At 59.2% G+C, this 17,007-nt stretch carries 14 protein-coding genes; 13 read left to right on the top strand and 1 reads right to left on the bottom strand.

Going from position 1 to position 17,007, the window contains the following annotated elements; translation table 11 throughout:
• The first annotated feature begins 549 nt into the window (after positions 1-549).
• Together P9292_RS40790 and P9292_RS40785 are read left to right on the top strand one after the other, a co-directional pair.
• Entirely contained in the window at positions 550-1,203 is a 654-nt protein-coding gene (locus tag P9292_RS40790) for an AAA family ATPase (protein ID WP_309965548.1), read from the top strand.
• A 3-nt stretch (positions 1,204-1,206) separates the two neighbouring features.
• Positions 1,207-2,241 (top strand): ParB/RepB/Spo0J family partition protein, encoded by a 1,035-nt coding sequence (locus P9292_RS40785; RefSeq protein ID WP_309965545.1) that lies wholly within the window; start codon positions 1,207-1,209, stop codon positions 2,239-2,241.
• A 14-nt stretch (positions 2,242-2,255) separates the two neighbouring features.
• Here P9292_RS40785 and P9292_RS40780 read toward each other — a convergent pair whose 3' ends face one another.
• Positions 2,256-3,560: a RepB family plasmid replication initiator protein gene (locus P9292_RS40780; protein ID WP_309966465.1), complete on the bottom strand. Its 1,305-nt coding sequence runs from the start codon at positions 3,558-3,560 to the stop codon at positions 2,256-2,258.
• 1,473 nt (positions 3,561-5,033) lie between these two features.
• Between P9292_RS40780 and P9292_RS40775 the strand changes: the two genes are divergently transcribed.
• From P9292_RS40775 to P9292_RS40725, 11 genes are read left to right on the top strand one after another with little or no spacing between them, the layout of a single operon-like run.
• Positions 5,034-5,738 (top strand): type IV secretion system protein, encoded by a 705-nt coding sequence (locus tag P9292_RS40775; protein ID WP_309965541.1) that lies wholly within the window; start codon positions 5,034-5,036, stop codon positions 5,736-5,738.
• A 2-nt stretch (positions 5,739-5,740) separates the two neighbouring features.
• Positions 5,741-6,613 (top strand): TrbG/VirB9 family P-type conjugative transfer protein, encoded by an 873-nt coding sequence (locus P9292_RS40770; protein WP_309965538.1) that lies wholly within the window; start codon positions 5,741-5,743, stop codon positions 6,611-6,613.
• A gap of 2 nt (positions 6,614-6,615) precedes the next feature.
• Complete coding sequence (locus P9292_RS40765) at positions 6,616-7,866, top strand: TrbI/VirB10 family protein (RefSeq protein ID WP_309965535.1); 1,251 nt, start codon at positions 6,616-6,618, stop codon at positions 7,864-7,866.
• Positions 7,859-8,659 carry a transglycosylase SLT domain-containing protein gene (locus P9292_RS40760; RefSeq protein ID WP_309965532.1) on the top strand — a complete coding sequence of 267 codons (801 nt, stop codon included), beginning with the start codon at positions 7,859-7,861 and terminating at the stop codon, positions 8,657-8,659. Before P9292_RS40765 ends, P9292_RS40760 begins: the two co-directional genes overlap by 8 nt.
• Positions 8,656-9,915 (top strand): TrbG/VirB9 family P-type conjugative transfer protein, encoded by a 1,260-nt coding sequence (locus P9292_RS40755; protein WP_309965530.1) that lies wholly within the window; start codon positions 8,656-8,658, stop codon positions 9,913-9,915. The genes P9292_RS40760 and P9292_RS40755 overlap by 4 nt, the downstream gene beginning before the upstream one ends.
• Positions 9,912-10,334, top strand: coding sequence for a lytic transglycosylase domain-containing protein (locus P9292_RS40750; RefSeq protein WP_309965527.1), 423 nt, complete (start codon positions 9,912-9,914; stop codon positions 10,332-10,334). Before P9292_RS40755 ends, P9292_RS40750 begins: the two co-directional genes overlap by 4 nt.
• A gap of 5 nt (positions 10,335-10,339) precedes the next feature.
• Positions 10,340-11,008: a toxin co-regulated pilus biosynthesis Q family protein gene (locus P9292_RS40745; RefSeq protein WP_309965524.1), complete on the top strand. Its 669-nt coding sequence runs from the start codon at positions 10,340-10,342 to the stop codon at positions 11,006-11,008.
• Between the two features lie 5 nt (positions 11,009-11,013).
• The gene (locus P9292_RS40740) at positions 11,014-12,645 is read left to right on the top strand and encodes a type II secretory pathway protein (RefSeq protein WP_309965521.1); all 1,632 of its coding nucleotides are present in this window, start codon (positions 11,014-11,016) and stop codon (positions 12,643-12,645) included.
• 19 nt (positions 12,646-12,664) lie between these two features.
• Entirely contained in the window at positions 12,665-13,945 is a 1,281-nt protein-coding gene (locus P9292_RS40735; protein WP_309965518.1) for a hypothetical protein, read from the top strand.
• A gap of 34 nt (positions 13,946-13,979) precedes the next feature.
• Positions 13,980-14,540 (top strand): hypothetical protein, encoded by a 561-nt coding sequence (locus P9292_RS40730; RefSeq protein WP_309965515.1) that lies wholly within the window; start codon positions 13,980-13,982, stop codon positions 14,538-14,540.
• Positions 14,541-14,543: 3 nt separating this feature from the next.
• Entirely contained in the window at positions 14,544-17,006 is a 2,463-nt protein-coding gene (locus P9292_RS40725) for an ATPase, T2SS/T4P/T4SS family (RefSeq protein ID WP_309965511.1), read from the top strand.
• The last annotated feature ends 1 nt before the right edge of the window (position 17,007 follow it).

The following is a 17,007-nucleotide window of genomic DNA, read 5'->3' as shown; positions in this document are numbered from 1 at the left end:
CGATGCCATCGGTGCTCAACGATCATCAGTCATGGCGTGGGGCCGACACTTAACTGGTCGGCCCACCCCTTGAAGGCTGAGGCGTGCCTTCGCGTCAGGTGAACACGCCAGTTTCTACGCAGAAACTCTCAACGACCCCATGGTGAAGGGTATCGTTGTGACTAGTCACAGAAGTGACTAGCGACAATCTTTTATCTGGCCCTTCTAAACGGAGAGGCTGCCGCCGACCGCGCTTGGACTCCGAGTGCAGACTTGCAATCTCCACGAATACATTGAAAGTAGTCAGGCCATCAGTGCAAGAGAAATTTCTCGAGCCCTTGGCGGCCAGCCTTCACGCACCCTCCTTGAACGGGCTATTCTCACTACTCCATAAGGTCGAGCCTCGCGCAGTGAGTCCGCCCGTTTAACTCGTCTACGTGCCTTTGTGCTTTTGCAGGGGGAACAATATTTCTATTGAAACTTTTTGTTGGTATCCATATCATTGCCGGATCCCGGTTTCTACGTAGAAACCGGGCTCGCGCGGGACTTCTCCTGCAAGGAATCGATTCGATGGCCGCAAAAATAATCACCGTCTTCAATCAAAAGGGCGGTTCTGGTAAGACAACCACATCCTGCAACTTGGCTGGCGTTTTGGGATTGCGCGGTTACAAGACGCTTCTAGTTGATCTGGATGAACAAGGCACCGCAACGCTGTCCGTCGGTGCCGCATCGGATGACCGACCGTTCCCAGCCGCGCTGACCAACCTTTCGCTCAGTCCACGCCCTGATCGCGAGATTGCGAAATTCGTCGAGGACTTCCAATACATAGTCATTGATTGCCCGCCAGCCATTCGGTCCAGTGCACCTTCCGTTGCACTTCTAATCTCGGATCTCGGTCTAATCCCAGTCGGAGCATCTGGCGGAAATCTGTGGGCGGTTCAAGAAGCCAAGAAGCTGGGCCTGACCGCGCAAGTGTCAAACCCCGAGCTCAAGTTGTGGTCCGTTGCCAACATGGATCAAAAAGTAACGATTGTTCAGCAGATTTTCGAAGCAGCCGCACAAGACGAAGAAATCAGCATGTTAAGAACACGACTGGGTTTTCGAACAGCATATAAGGAGGCCGAGGTCTCTGGGACTACGGTTTTGCAGATACGCGGAGCGAAGGCCGCTCATAAGGAAATTAACGCTTTCGTTGATGAAGTCCTTGAAATCGTAGGGGAGTAATCCATGACAAAAAAGAATTTCTCCGCTGCGCTGAACGCCGGCGTGACAAGGGACCAAAAGCTAAGAGACGGAGTCGTGTCCTCGCGGTTCGACCGTGTTGAGGCCGCGCTTGGTGGTAGGACGACGTTGCTGGACAACACGCCTGCTGGTCAGCCGCTTTCTGAAAAGTCTGCCCCGGCGAACTCCTATATTGAAACTTTGGAAAAGGCCGGCAAGGTCAAGGCAACATATGCCGCGTGGCCAATCGATAAAATCGACGACAATCCTCTGAACAGCCGGACTGTGTATCGCGAAGAGCTAATCTCTGCTCGCGCGGCGTCGATGGCAAAGGATGGGCAATTAGTTCCGGCGCTGGCAGCACGCCATCCCACCGATCTGGAGCGCGCGATACTGATCGATGGGCATTACCGCAAGCAGGGCGCACTTCGTAACCGCGTGCACACCTTGGACTTGAAGTTGCTCGAGGGTCTCGAAGCTATAGACTTCTATCGGCTCGCTCGGGCAGCGAACAACGAGCGAGAACAGGAAACTGTACTCGACGTTGCAATGGGTTACAGAAAGCTTTTGGACGAAGGTTACGCCAAGACCAATGACGACCTAGCTCTGCTCGTTGAGGAGGGCAAGTCCAAGGTCAGCAAAACGCTGGCGGTTCTCGAACTCCCCTCGTCGATTCACGAGTTCATTTCGCTCTATCCTCAGCAACTGGGTATCAACATCTCGTACGAACTCACCCTGTACTTCAAGTTGGCAGGGGAGAGCAAGACACGCGATCTTGTGCAGAAGATCGTTGACGAGGGCTTGTCATTTCAGAAGGTAAAGGCGATCCGGGAGGGGCTATCTCAAGAACGCGCACCGAGACGAACATTCTCGCGGCAATATAAGGTTTCTGACGCCGACGGCTCTTCGATTGGAGCAATCAAAGAGTGGGGCAACGGGAACATTCAGGTAAGTCTTGCCCTCAACGATCGTGAGAGAGCAGAGACCTATATAGAAGCGCTCAAGGAACTGCTCGCCGAAGACGGACACAAAGCCATTTGAGGACTACACGTGTCCTACTTAGCCTGTGACAAGACGTACTCAAGTAAATCGTCGGCCGTAGGTTCACCCCACGTATCGTGCGAAAGCCATTTGAAAAAGCCTGTTTCCGCGAGCTTCGTGGGCTTTTTGGATGGGTTCAGCTTTAAGTTATTTGCGTCGACCGACTCGTTGTAGCGTTCGATCAACTTCGACTGGTCGTTGAAGTCTAACTCTTGGAAATATCCTTTCGCTTCTCCAATCTTCCAGGCGTCATAGCGGGAACGCAATTGTGCCTCTTGCTCGGCCCTCCCGCTGGCCGGTCTTCGCGCTATGTCTTCAACGGACTCTGCGATTGGCCCGTACTCGTTTAGCAACGCCTTCCGAAAATAGGCGGGAATGTTATCGACCGGTGGTGCGCCTCGTTTATTTACCCGGCCGTTCGTGTACGAAATAGCCGAACGAACGCGCTGATCACCGTATTGGGAGAGCAGCCTTTTTGCCTCTGAACGCGGGACGCCCAGCTTGGTCATTTCTTCTATCAGCCCATCGTCCCGACCGTTACCATCAAGATCAAGGGTAACGCTTTGCTTCCGGGTCACCCGAAACTGCACTGCCTCGACTTTTCTCCCAGCCTTGTGTTCGATGAGTTCAAGCATATGGTCAGAAAGTTCATTGACCTCGCGAATGCAGGGCAAGAGCACCTTGCTTTTGAAGAGCTTGTACTCCTGGTACGTCTGCGCGCCCTTGTCTTGCCCGAGGATCAAGTCCCTAAACTTGCTAAGCGGAATTTTCGCGGTTAAGCCTACACCTTCGTACCTTACGGTGTTCTCCCACAACGCAAGCGAATGGGAACGTCGAAACTCTCGCGCGATACGCATGTCGATCAACGCGAAAACCTCGGGATTGAGCAACTCGCCACGAATCTGTTCAGAAAAGCTGTATTTCAGGGTCGCCTGCTTTAGTTCAGCGCCAGCAAGCAGGCCAGAAGCGCGCCAGACCGTGCTGCTGTCGGCCGAAAGATAATCCCAGTTCACAACCGTACTGATAAGCGAATTTACGGTGTCCTTAACATACTGCGTGTTATTGCTGTTTAGGCCGCTGTCCTGTGACAAAGCGCTGATGGTGATTGTGAAGCTGGATCGACCTGGCTCGACAGATTCCTGTTTGATCGCGTTCTTAATAAGGGAACTAAACATTTTTCGTTGCTGCAAGCCGATCTTTCCGGACCGGGGAGCGATGTGAATTGCCTGAACGGCTTTTCTCAGCAGGTCAGGGGGTTGAACCGCATTGAAGAGAGAAGCCTGATTCTCTTTTCCTTCGACCGATTTGGAGCGCGCCATAATGGGATAGGTAACCAAGTACCGCTCCGACTTTATACCTCAGGTCCTGTGAGCGCAAGGCCTTCGATACCGAATCAGCGCCCAGCGTTGCCTAGCACCATATCTAGCTACCTAAGTGCCCGAGAGCCGCGTGATCACGGCCTCTAAGGTAGGCATTTATGGGAAATCCCCACAAAAGGGCTCCCATGGCGCTGAGACCGAGGGAATTTGGAATGTGCGAGCAAACCCGCCCCATAGTGCACTACCTTTCGACTCTCCCATGGGTTGCCACCCTCCCTTCGGTTCGGACAAAGGCGCACATATTGTCGCACCATGCCCGGCTACCTCTTCGAGATCCCACAGACGGTAACCATATGAACGCAAATCGTCACGACGTCGGGAACGGTGCGGTTGCGCCGCTTGATATTTCGTTGGAACCGGCGAGTGGCTCTCATAAACGGCTACCAATGGACCTTCCCAGAGATGGCTACCTTAAGTCTCGAACGGAGACTAATGCTCAACCCATAGACCGTTACCCATCGATGTTCCCATACGCGACTACCGTTCGCCGGAGCCGATCGCGATCCTATAAAGAGCTACGTTCTTCCCATATCCAGAGACCTTTTCCCCCATAACAGGGGTCCGGATTTCCCATATCCACAACCTGTTTTACCCATCAATAGCTACCGCCTGCCCCATAGGCTGGGACCATATCGCCCGGAAACCCTTGTGCATTAAGGTTCTCCGGGCGCTAAAGGTTTACTAAAGGTGTAAAAGTGTCTTTAAATCTGTAAACACGTGGCGTGTTTCAATAAAAACTGACTGGACATACACACACTCCTCGGCTTGCCACAAAGGTCGCACCTTGATGTCTCGCAAAGGTAACCAGATTTGGGAGCTTTTGCTGACCTGCACCGTTCATCAATCGCATAGCGGTGGCCACCCGCACACCGAAGGTCCTCGCTCAGAAGCTCGAATCCCATTCGACAGACATACACGCATAGCGGGAATGACGTGACCGACGGTCAGTGGTTGTTCGATCAAGCAGCATCACACGGTCGGAAGTTGGACGATAGTGAGTTCTCTGCTTCCTAGTAGCGCTGCCCGTTCCCTTAGCAGCCAGTCACCAGCGTTGCCATCGGCGCGCCTTATCACTGATAATTCACTTTATTGGGGCGACACTGGCTAACACACTGATTCTGAATCAGAAACCGAAAACAGACAGGTGTGACAATCCGGGTCTTTCCGCAGCTGTCACACACGACGCCGCGGTCGCCGCAAAAAAGGCTCGCATTCCGAAATCGTCGTGCAGCGGAAAGACGCCGAAAAACCACGCCTTTCTGGCAAATGCGTTTCATCATGATAATTCCCCCCGCATGACCGCCTTACCGGGTCGTCGGCGGCAGCCGTGCAATGACGCACAAAACTACCCACCTTTCCGATAAATCAAGGCCGCTCGCGCTGTTTCAATGGTGACCATTCCAAAGGGTTGCCATGCGTCTTTTCAAGAACAAGCGTCGGGCCGCGCTGTCCACGGCCCCCGGCTCATATGCCGACGAAGATCCGAGCAAGGTGATTTTCGAAACGAGCACGAGGCTCACGCTCGAAGCTAATCGCTGGATGCTCATCTCGTTCGGCCTCGCATTTATCGCGGCCGGCGCTGTGTGGACGCGCCAACCGCCGGCTTCGGTCACGCGCGTCGTAGGCGTCTCTGCCGACACCGGCGGCCATCCGATCGTGACCGAGCTCGTCGCCTACAAGCCAGACTCGCAAGCTGTCCGCACAACGGTCAAAGATATGGCGGTTCGTTGGTTCACGATCGAGCCCGTGCTGACGGACCGGCTCGAGAGTTCGCGCATGACGGCTAACATCAACGGGGTGAGGGCGCAGATGATCGGCGTGGCGGCCGGTCAGTTCCGCGACTGGCTGAAGGCCGACACACCGTTCCAGCAGATCACGGCCAACCCGAAACTGATCCGCGAAGTGGACGTGCGCAATATCGCGTTGCTCGAAGACTCGACGGTACTCGTCGAGTTCACGACGACCACCTCGCAGGCTGGCGCGACCGGCAAGCCGGACGTGAAGTCATATGCACTCACGTTGCGCTATCAAATCGTCGCGCCTACTGCTGAGCAGGCGTTGACGACGAACCCCTTCGGCATCTTCATTCCGTTCTTCCGCCTCGAGCGGACCGCATAAGCATGACCGCAACCATTCTCAACAAACGGTCGGTCATCGGCATGTGCGTTCTCGCTGCGTGCGCAGCATTCCTTGCTCAACCGGCTGCGGCCAAAAAAGGCGCAAGCGACTCGGCGTTTAATGCCGCGATGGTTGCGGGCGACCCCATGAGCCCGATCAATCCGTTCAACGGCGGCGCCGATCCTTTGACGATGCCCGGCGACGCGCGCGTCGGCGTCTTCCCGTACAGCCGCGACCAAATTTACCGCGTGCTGACCGCACCGCTAAAGCTGACGACGATCGAACTGGAGAAGGGCGAGAAGCTGATTGCCGACCCGGCAATGGGCGACAGCGTCCAGTGGGAGATCGACGACGACAAGATGAACCACGTGTTCATCAAGCCGCATAAGGCCGATTTGGTCAATACGTTGCACCTGACCACGAACCTGCGGGAGTACGACTTCACGCTCATCGCCTCACCGGCAGGCGGAATGTTCTATCAGACGGTGCGCTTCCAATATCCGCGCGCGCCGATCGCCCGCGTCAGCGCTCGCGAAAATGCGTCTGGAAACGGCGACCGTGGTGGTGCTGATTTGGGAAGCATCAGCGTCGCGCCCGACAAGCTGAACTGGGACTACAGCGTCGACGGCCGCGCTGAATTCACGCCGGAAACCGTTTTTGATGACGGCCATGCGGTTTGGATGCGCATGCCTGCCAACGCGCAGGAGTGGCCGGTTCCGTTCATTCTCGATCATGGCGATCGCGTCGTAGCGAACTTCATTCGCCGTGGGGACTTCCTTGTCCTTCAGCGTCTGGCCGACGAGATCGTTCTGCGTTCGGGCAAGGACGAGGTTACAGTAACGCGCGGCCGCCGTCGCATGTTCGGGGTGTTCTGATCGTGGCGAAGAAACCGGACTCGGCTACGCCTACTGCGGAGCAAGAAACGCTAGTCAAGGGCAAGACGCCGCGCAATGCGATTATGAGTATCGGCATTCTGGCTGCGGTCGTGATCGGCGGCCTCGGCTTTTATTATCAGCTACAGGCGACGAACAAGGCAGACGAAGAGGCCCGCATCAAGAAGGCGACCGCGCTCAAGTCGAGTACGGAAGCGCCCACTGCCGCGAACAACAACGACATCGACCAGATGATCCGTCAGCAGCGCGACGCAGCGGCGTCGGAGGCTGCCGCTCGCGCAGCGTCTGAAGCAGCGGCTCCGAAGCCCGCTGTCAAACCGATGCTGACCGGCGCGGACTTCCAGGAAGAAGTCAAAGGCTCGGGCACGGACACGCGCGAGCTCTCGCGGCAGGCGGCGCAAGACGCGATCTATACGTCCTCCATCTTCAAGAAGGCAGGCGCGTCGCGTTCGGCGAACTCGGCGACCGGCGTACTGCCCGCTGGCGTCCCTTCGTTGGACGAGGTGCGAGCTGCCCGTAACGCTGCCGGAGCCAACACGCCCGATGCGATGGCAATTGCTTTGGCGAAGCAGGGCCAAGCGCCCGAAGACCGCGATCGCGCCTTCCTGCGCGATGCGGCTTCGCAGGGCGGCATCGAACGCACGACCTTCAATGGCCGGTCGACCGGTTGCACCTTGACGCCGCCGCACGTCATCCACGTCAAGACGGTGGAGGGGCTGAACTCGGACAAGCCGGGTCGCGTTTCATTGATGGTGGACGAGGACATCTATGACAGCCTGCGCGGCGACTGCTTGATGATCCCGAAGGGCGCGTTCATCAATGGCATGTACAGCGCGGACGTCAAAGTCGGCCAAGAGCGCCTGCTGGTCGCGTCGACGAGTCTGCGTCTGCCCAACGGCAAGGGCGTGCCGCTCAACGGCATGCAGGGTGCGGACCAGAACGGCTACGCCGGGTTTTCGGGCGACGTAAACAACCACTTCCTGAAAATCTTCGGCGCGGGCTTCATTACTGCGATTCTGCTGAAGGCCTTCGACAGCAGTTCGCAGACGGCGACGACCGCGACGCCGAACGGCGTCACTACTTATGGTGACACGGCAGGGCAGGTGGCGGCAGCGACGGCCCAGACCGTCATGCAGCGCAACCAGAATATCCCGCCGACGATCACGGTGGAGCCCGGCCAGAAGTTTCTGGTGCAGGTCACCCAAGACATCGTGATGGAGCCGTACCATGAGTAAGGCTCTCGCGGCGGCATGCCTGTCTGTCATGGCGTTCGGCGCCCATGCTGCAATCATCGATTCGATCATCAGCCCGACGCGGATCGTGCTCGACGACGGCGTAAAGCGGGCAATCGTCGAACTGCCGGGCGAACCGGTCTACACCTGCGGGCTGAAGCCGTTCCTCGCATGGGCTAACCGTTTCGAAGGCCAAACAGTCGGAGCTGCTGCTGGCGGCCTCGCCGTGAGCATCTATGGGTCGCCGGTCAGCCTGGAAAGCCTTTTCGTGAAAGCCGGGTGGTTGCGCCCCGCGAATCTTACCGATGACGCACAAGCGAGCATCGCAGAGCGGCGAGGCGGCTGGGCCTGCGCGTCCGCGCAAACGCCATTCGACGTCATGCACACGTCGGTCGATCCCAAGATTCTCGCGGGTATCGCGCTGAACGAGTCGGCCTACAACGGTCGCGCATGGCCGTGGACGCTGAACGTCGCCGGTCGCGGCTTTTACTTCCGCACGCGCGAGGATGCGTACCGAGCCATCCGATACCTCATCAGCAACGGCCGTTCGAACTTCGACATTGGCCTGATGCAAGTGAACTGGGGATACCACAGTAAGCGCTTCGCGAATGCTTGGGATGCGCTCGCGCCGGCGACTAATATCCGGGTCGCTGAAGACATCCTCAACGAGAACTATCGGCTCACGCACTCTGCCGTGAAGGCCGTCGCGTATTACCACAGCGCCAATCCCGCACCGGGCCGCGAGTATGTCGCTCGCTTTGTAAAGCACCTCTCTCAAATAGAACGCGGTCTATGAAGCACACGCTCTCTCTTCTCACTATTGCGCTTGCCGCAGTCACGCTCAATGCGGCGGCCGCTGGCACAGACCCGCTCGACTTTGACTATGAGATCGCGGGCAATGTGCTGGAGCGACCGGCACTTGTTTTCAACGATGGCAGCGACACGTACTTCCAACCGCGTGCCGGCCAGGTGCTGCGCGTCGACGGTGGCCACAGTCAGGGTCCGTACATCGTTGTGCCGGGCACGCCCGAGGTGATCCGTTACTCGGCCGGCGGTTCGAGCGCCACCGCATACTGGAAGAAAGCGAATCGATTCATTGGCGACAAGGCGCGCACCGAGACACCTGCCGGATTCAGCGGATTTTCCGGTCGGCTCGCGCTTATCGGACCGCGCAGCAGCCTGGAAAGTACGCGGCCCCTGAACGCCACGCTGCCGCTTGCGCAACTGGTGAAAGCGCTGGTGCCGCAGGGATGGACGGGTTCAGCGCAGAAGGACATCGATCTGACCGCTTCGACGAGCTTCGGTACGCGCGACGGCGAGAACTGGATGCAATCGCTCGATCGCTTGGTCGCCGCCTCGGACCTGTACGCGGACGTCGATTTCAACTCTCATCATGTAACACTTCGCCGCTCGGCTCCGCAGTCGGTGGCGGTGAACTATGTTGCGCCGGTATCTCAGATCGCAGCAGCTCCGACGCCAGTGTCTAGCGCATGCGCTGCGGCCGACCCCATCGCCGATCTCGCGAAGAAAGTCGAAACGGAAGCAACTGCAGCGTCGGCGTCAGTCCTCGCAGCCAAGCTGGGCGCAGTAGCAATCCGCGACGGTGATGACAGTCATATCCAGATCAAGTTTTCGGCCAAGCCCGCGGCCGATTTGAAGGTGATCGGTCAGGATGGCAAATCGCTGCGTCCGAAGTGGGATGACGCGACCGACGTGGTTACGTTCAACCGCGCGGAGCGCTTCACTGTTTCCAACGGCACGGACAAGGTCGAAGTCGCCCGCGTTGCCGGAACGGTCTATGAGTTCGACACTGCGAACAATGCCGCTTTGCAGAGCGTGTTCGATCAGGACGGCTCGACCTTCTTCAAGTTCGCCGATACCGTCGGCAAGGTGACGGTCGCAGACGTGGCGCACATGGGCTCGGGCGAGCAAAAAGGTCGCTACTACAAGTTCAACGGCACGGCTGATCAGTTCATCGTGAACGCTGACGGGAACGTCGTGAATGTGCTGCGCAAGCACGATGTTCGGTTTTTTGATCGGCCCGCATCATGAGCCGACTGTTCCTTTTCTCGGCATTGCTCTTCACAGCCGTCTCCCTGAACGCGCGCGCGGATTGCCTTGACGACGCGGCGAGCTATCACCGCGTGAGCGTTCAAGTCGTGCGCGCGATTGCGCAGCAAGAGTCCGGAATGCACCCGTATGTGACCAGCCGCAATACCGACGGCAGCGAGGACATTGGCCTGATGCAAATCAACTCGTCCTGGCTTCCGAAGCTCGCTCGCTTCGGTATCACGCGACAACACCTGTTCGATGCGTGTGTGAACGCCTACGTAGGCACATGGATTTTGGCTTCGAACATTAAGCAATTTGGTCCGACTTGGAAAGCCGTCGGTGCCTATAACGCAGTCTCCTCGAACAAGCAACTCGTCTACGCCAACAACATTTACCGCCGCCTGCAACGCGCGAACTGACCAACATGACGCCTACTTTTTCTATTCAGACGCAACGCACCGCGCGCATGGTGGCCCACTTGTTCGCGTGTTTGGCACTGACGACCGTATCGGGTCTCGTCGCAGCCGATCCTGACCAGTCCCGCCTCGCACCTCCGCCGGGCGACGGTTGGCAATTGCTTTCCGCACCGGTCGCAAAGGCCCCGGTGGTCCAAATTGCCATGGTGACACCGGCTGCGCACGTTGCTGCCGCGGCCCCAATTCTTACCGCTGCTCCTGCGGCTCCTGCCGCTCCCGCCGCGCGCAAGCCAGCGATCGGCGGCGCGGCGCCTTCGGCGCTTCCTGGTGCTGCCGCGCCGTCACCTGTCGGCTCGTTGGACGTTGCCCCGGTTGTTGTGCCGTCGCAAGGTGGTGCGACAGCGGCCGGCGGAATCCTAAGCTTCACGATCACGCCGCAGGACATCAACCTGCGCAACGCGCTCGACCGCTGGCTGCAGCAGCAGGGCTGGCAACTTGCATGGAAGATCGACGACGACTTGCCGCTTGAGTTCAACGCGACGTTCTCGGGCGACTTCAAGTCGGTGCTCACGCAAGTGATGCAGGCGACGAATCACATGCGCACGCCCACGCGCGTCTGCAAGCACACCAACAACGTAATTCGCGTCGTCGCACGCGCAGCCAACTGCCAAGAGTAATCGCCATGCGCCTCACGAAAATCAAATCTGCCGTTGCCATTCTCGTGGCCGCCTCGCTGACTGGCTGTGCCGTGTCGCAATCCGATGTCAACCATGCCTATGACGCGACGAACGCTGAAGCCACGCGTGCGATGGGCAATGGCCCGGAGTCCATGTCGCTCGTTGAAGAAGTGCCGACCGCGTTCCTCGGCGATCGGCTGGTGCCCGTCGCGTATGAAGCGACGCTGCCGGCGATCTTCCGCGAGAAGACGGTGGTGTTCCCCGGCAATCTGCCGCTGTCAAAGATCGCGACGCTTGTCTCAACCGCGACCGGTTATCCGGTGCATTTGAGCCCGGACGTCTTCATCCCGCGCGACGCGCTGATTCCAAGGACGAACGGCGGCGCTGGCGCCCCAACCGTACCGACGCAGCTGCAAGCCATCGCGAAGCCGAACGTGGAGCCGGTCTACGCGCAAGCATGCAACTGCAAGGTGGGCGAGTATATGCGTGGCGTGACGGAAAACCTAGGCCTCGACTGGACGTTCGATGGCAACACCATTTCCATCAGCCGCTTCGTCACCAAGACGTTCACGATCGCAGCAATCCCCGGCAAGGTGTCGATCAAGTCGACGATGTCCAAGGGCACGGATACCTCGACGGGTAATCAAGCGTCGGGCGGCACGACCGGCGGGACAACGGGCAATACCGGCTCGTTCTCCGCTGTCACGTCTACCGGCCGCGACGGCACGTTCGATCAAATCGCAATCATCCAATCCGAGCTTGAGAAGCTCAAATCGCCGCTCGGCGAGGTGGTGGTCAATCCCCAAAGCCGCCTTGTGATGGTACGTGATACCAAGGAAGCGGTCGATCGCATGGGTGCGCTGCTCGCGCGTGAGAACGCAATTTCCACGCGGCAGGTCGCGCTTCGCGTTCGCACGTTGCAAGTGGATCTGAGCAACAGCTCTCAGGTCGGTGTGAGTGCGGACATTGTGTTTAACCGCATCTCGGACGGCCTCAAGCGTTATTCGGTGACGGTCGCTTCGCCTACATCTCTGGCGACGGCAATTGGTGGCACCGTCGGTCTCTCCGTCCTGAAGCCTGGTTCGCCGATGGAAGGCACGAACGCCATCGTCAGCGGCCTCAACGCGTTCGGCAAGACGGTTCAAGACAACACGCAGACGAAGCTGACGTTGAACGGCCTGCCGGTGTCGATTGGTTCGTTCGAAACGAAGGGCTACCTGGCCGCAACGACCCCGAGCCTGGGTTCGATTTCGGGCGGCACGGCCGGTGTTCCGGGCTTGCAGCCGGGATCGGTCACGGTCGGTGACTTTGTGAACATCCTGCCGTCCGTCAACGATCACAACCAGATCATCCTGTCGTACTGGAGCGATAGCTCGAAGCTCAACGGCCCGTTCACGACCATCAGCACCGGTTCGGGTGACACGCTGCAGCAGATCCAGTTGCCGGACATCCTCGGCAACAAGGACGATCAGACGATCGCGTTGTCGGACGGTCAGACCGTCGTGCTGTACGGCGCGGTGAGCAATCGGTACGACGGCAGCAACAACAACGGCATCGGTGGTCTGTCCGGCGCTTGGAACAAAGGCAGGACGTTCCAGGTAATCATGCTGACCGCGGCTGTTGTCCCCTCGATGTGAGTGCGAGGTAAGCATACCCATGCACTTTGAATCGATACCAGGAGAGAAGGGCGCGAAACTCGCATTCGGGCTGGAATGGCGTGCCTATTCGGCAAAGGGTTCGCGCGCAGAGCGACGGCACTACGCGCACGAGTCTGGAGCGACGCACTTTACCGAGTTCAAGGCCAACGACGAGAGGATCGTAGGTTACTGCGAGCTTGAGCCTGCGCAGCGCAAGGGTGGCAAGCTGTATTCCGCCGCTGCACGTATTGCCCAGCTTGACCGCGTACGCCGGCGCCCCGCAGTCCTTGTCCTGATCCAGAACGATGAGCGCGTGCACCTTGTACTTGTGCAGCGCGGCGCTGTTTCAATGGACGAGGAGGTGGCCCTAAACGCGCTCGCTGAGCGACGCGAGCAAATTGAGGATCGGTGTGCGAAGGCCGGGCTAGAACTCGCCACGCTTGGCCACGGCGCACAACTGCACGCGGTCGATGAGTCGTTTCATATTCGCGAGCTGCTTGTCGCGCGCAAGGTCGGGGTCATCAAGAAGATCCCGGTCGCTGTGCCGACGGCTGTTCCGCTGCTTGTAATTCTGGCGGCCGCATTCTTCGGTGGTAAGCAATTGATCGACGCGCTCAATCCGCCGCCGCCTCCGCCTGCGCCCCCACCGACCTTCATGCGGGACTATCAGTCGGCGGTGACACGGACGCTCGCCGCACCCGCGCCGCTGGCGAACCAACTCGTACCGAAGATGTTGGGAGCCTTCGGTGCTCAGGAAACGAATGTCGCCGGATGGCAGTTCCAGAAAGCGACATGCACGGTCGCGGGCCCGTGTGTCGTGACCTACAAGCGGCAGGGCGGCACCTTCAAGGAGTTCGACGCACGCGCGCCCGAGTCACTGCGTCCGATCGTCTTCAATCCAGATGGCTTGCATCTGACGACGCGCGGTCCCGAGGTCTCGGTGGCCGAGCGCGTCGCACTGGCGCAAGCGAAAGGGTGGCCGACGCAACAGGCGCTTATTAAGGCTTTGCAGACGGACCCGCAGCGGCTTTCGAGCAAGCCCGAAACGCTGGATAGCCACGGCTACGTCGTTGATATCAAGCCTGCTGAGCGGCTCATTCCGCGACAACCGATGGCAAGCGAAGTTCAAGGGCCGCTCGTGCAGCGGGGCACGTGGCAAATCGACGGATATAAATGGCAAAGCGCGTTGATCTCGCACCTGCCGGACAACATGGCGCTGGACACCCTGGACGTCGACATGAAGGACGACGGTACAGGCGTGCATTTCACTGCTAAGGGTAAATATTATGTTCTCAACTAAGTGGCCAGTTCGCGCCACATGCTTTGGCGCGCTCATGTTCGTCGCGGGCGCGGCTCTCTCCGAGGAAAGCCATCTCACGCTGGACGACATCGACAAGCTCGCCCGCGAGAAGTTGGTCGATTCGATGCGCAAAGGCCAGGGGGGCGAAGGCAATGCAGCGCCCGCATCCGGGGGTGTTGGACTGAGTTCGCCACTTGGTGCCGCGCCTGCTCCGGTCGCGGCCGCGCCCGCGCCTGTCGCACCCAAGATCGAGCGACAACCTAGTCTTCCGCCCAAGCGCATGTTTCCGGCCACGTTCGTTGGCGCGTACTCCGATGTGTCTGGTTCGTACGTGCTCTACGACTACCAAGGCACGACCTATGCCGCACGCCGCGGAACCCGCTTGCTCAACGGCTGGACGGTCGCGTCCATCGACGGCTTTAGCGTCAACCTCGTCGATGGCAAGCGCCACTGGACAGAGACCATCGCGGCACCGGCTGATGTGCCTGTGATTTCGGACGGCCCGGCCGTCCGGGCGATCACCGATCTCTCATCGCCGCTTCCGCCCGGTGGAGTCTCGTCGACCGCTTCCACTTTCGTACCGTTCGGGAAATAAGAAATGGGTCTGTTTGCACAAGAAGAGCAGGACACGCCGGAAGCCCGCGGAGGGTTCCTCAAGCGCTTCAGGACGCTACGTTCGAGTTTCGTCGAGCCGGGCAGCAGTGCCGAGCCGCAGTTGAAGATGCCAAAACCCGTGCGCGAGAAAGTACGCGGAAATGAGCAACGGCAGTCGGCAGCGAGCCGCGCGGTGAATCCCCAGATTATGTTCCTTGGACGTGCACTCTCGGGCGGCGACATTGAAGACGTCGATAGCACTGAGCTTGACGATGACCGGTACGCGCCGCAGCAACGAGCGGAACATGGATCGCACGCTCCAGAGCGTCCCGACAGAGACGAACCGGTGTTCCAGCCGTTCGTGCCGCCCGCGTTTGAGCGTCCCACCTACGCCAGCATGCGCGCTGCAATGGACAACGTCGAGCGTGCTCAGTCGGGAGTCGAGGCAACCGTCACCGAGCAAGCCGCTTCGGTCGACGCGCAATCTCAATCGGCACCTATCTCGTCGGGAACTGCAGAGAATAGCGTTGCAGCCACCTCGGATGCGACGTCAGACGCGGTAGCGCGCGGCGACAGCGGGTCGCGCAACAATGAGCGACAGCCGCAAGCCGAAGTCCGACGGCCGGCTGAAGCGGAGCCGCCCGCACATGTCGTCATGCCTGCGTCGACAGCCGCGAAAGATGATCCTCGCGTTGAACAGCGTCAGCCAGAGGCGGCGAAGGAACGCGCCAAGGATTCGTGGACGAACGTCGCCGAATCGGAACCGGGATCGGACGACGATTCGCAGGTAGCGGCCGGCGGGCTTTCATCGGGGCGACCGGAACTGGTGTCTCCTGACTCGCTCCCGGACTTCAAGCGGATTCTCACGGTAGCTGACGACAATGCTGCGCTGCGCATCCCTGCGGCCGCACGCAAAGAATTCGTCGTGGTAGAGCTGCAACCCGGCGTCGCCATCACGGTGGCAACCGCGCGTTTCGCGGATAAGGCGCAGTACGCAACGTTCATCAAGGATCTCGGGAATAACGACATCCTCGTGCGCGAAGAAATGGTCGCGACTGAGGCTGTCATTGCTTCGATATACGCCGCGAAGACGGCCGCATCTTCGAACTCGGCCGCGCGCGAGTCCAGCCGGGCGATCGGCATTTTCCGCGACATCATCGAGGCCGCGCACGGTTATGGCGCGAGCGATATCCACTTCGAGCCGCGCGAATTCCACAACGAAGTCGAAGTCCGTTTCCGCGTGAACGGCGATATGTACACGTTCAACCGCATGCCCAAGGGCATCGTGCGGCGTGCGCTGTTCGCGGCATACAGCGACCTCGTGCAGAAGAACACCAACTCTGGCAACAGCTTCCAGCCGAGCGCGCCGCAGTCCGCGATGATTCCGCTCGTTGTGAAGACGGACACGGTCAATCTTCGTTGGCAATCGTCCCCGCTCGTTGGCGGTTATGACGTCACCTTGCGTCTGCTCGACGGCAACTTCAAGAACTACTCGGTGCTCCTGCCCAAGGATACGGGCCTTGAAACGAGCCAGCTCGAGCTGATCGACACGCTCAACTACGTCAGCGGCGGCATCACGGCGCTTACCGGTGAGACCGGCTCGGGAAAGACGACGACGCTTCGCGCGCTGTCCTACATGTTGCCGCATCGCGAACTGAAAAAGCAGTTCGCCGTGAACGAGCCGTCCGAATACCCGATGCCGTGGCTCTCGGACTACTCCATCATCCGGCGTCCGGACGAGACCGACGATGAGGCAAACCGGAAATACGCGGAAGTCATCCGTACGCTCATGCGGCAAGACCCGGACGATCTGACCATCGGTGAAGTGCGAGACCGAGTGGTGATGGGGCTGGTTGCGGAACTCGCGCTGACCGGTCACCCGGTGCGCTTTTCTCTGCACGCCGGTGACATCATCGCGGCCGTCATGCGTATGGCAGGCGGGCGGCTACAACTGCCGATCGACGAACTGGCGTCCGAAGGCTTCATCAACGCGGTCGGCAATCAGAAGCTGATCCCGACGCTGTGCGAGCACTGCAAGCTACCGGCCGAAGACGTCATGCAGAAGGCCGACCTCAAAGTGCTTCGCACCAAGTTCGGCCTCGACACGTCGCGCATGGCATGCCGAAACTACGACGGGTGCGCACACTGCCGCCTCGACGGTCTGTTCACGCGCAACGGGAAGGTGGCCGGTGGGACTAAACGCCCGTCGCTGGCCGCAGAACTCTATCGGCCAACGCCCGAATTCCTGGACCGCGTTGCCCAACGCAATTGGGCCGGCGCACGCCAAGTTTGGCGCGGTGAGCGCCGTACCGGGTTCGATAACGCCGACATGACCGGAAAGACGCTATATGAACACGCTCTTTTCAAGGCTTCTCGGGGTTTGATTGACCCACAATTCATCAATCGCTCGATGCAGTCGTTCGCGCAGTACCGCGTGATGCCCGGCGTCGATGGTCTGATGGTCTAAC

The sequence above is a fragment of the Caballeronia sp. LZ001 genome (genome assembly GCF_031450875.1).
Lineage (GTDB): Bacteria > Pseudomonadota > Gammaproteobacteria > Burkholderiales > Burkholderiaceae > Caballeronia.
Note: the sequence above shows the minus strand (reverse complement) of the source record. Positions and strands in the feature narration are given on the sequence as shown.

Coding starts and splice junctions, on each gene's coding strand:
- P9292_RS40790 (WP_309965548.1), top strand. CDS start 550: ATGGCCGCAAAAATAATCACCGTCTTCAATCAAAAGGGCGGTTCTGGT.
- P9292_RS40785 (WP_309965545.1), top strand. CDS start 1,207: ATGACAAAAAAGAATTTCTCCGCTGCGCTGAACGCCGGCGTGACAAGG.
- P9292_RS40780 (WP_309966465.1), bottom strand. CDS start 3,560: ATGGCGCGCTCCAAATCGGTCGAAGGAAAAGAGAATCAGGCTTCTCTC.
- P9292_RS40775 (WP_309965541.1), top strand. CDS start 5,034: ATGCGTCTTTTCAAGAACAAGCGTCGGGCCGCGCTGTCCACGGCCCCC.
- P9292_RS40770 (WP_309965538.1), top strand. CDS start 5,741: ATGACCGCAACCATTCTCAACAAACGGTCGGTCATCGGCATGTGCGTT.
- P9292_RS40760 (WP_309965532.1), top strand. CDS start 7,859: ATGAGTAAGGCTCTCGCGGCGGCATGCCTGTCTGTCATGGCGTTCGGC.
- P9292_RS40755 (WP_309965530.1), top strand. CDS start 8,656: ATGAAGCACACGCTCTCTCTTCTCACTATTGCGCTTGCCGCAGTCACG.
- P9292_RS40750 (WP_309965527.1), top strand. CDS start 9,912: ATGAGCCGACTGTTCCTTTTCTCGGCATTGCTCTTCACAGCCGTCTCC.
- P9292_RS40745 (WP_309965524.1), top strand. CDS start 10,340: ATGACGCCTACTTTTTCTATTCAGACGCAACGCACCGCGCGCATGGTG.
- P9292_RS40740 (WP_309965521.1), top strand. CDS start 11,014: ATGCGCCTCACGAAAATCAAATCTGCCGTTGCCATTCTCGTGGCCGCC.
- P9292_RS40735 (WP_309965518.1), top strand. CDS start 12,665: ATGCACTTTGAATCGATACCAGGAGAGAAGGGCGCGAAACTCGCATTC.
- P9292_RS40730 (WP_309965515.1), top strand. CDS start 13,980: ATGTTCGTCGCGGGCGCGGCTCTCTCCGAGGAAAGCCATCTCACGCTG.
- P9292_RS40725 (WP_309965511.1), top strand. CDS start 14,544: ATGGGTCTGTTTGCACAAGAAGAGCAGGACACGCCGGAAGCCCGCGGA.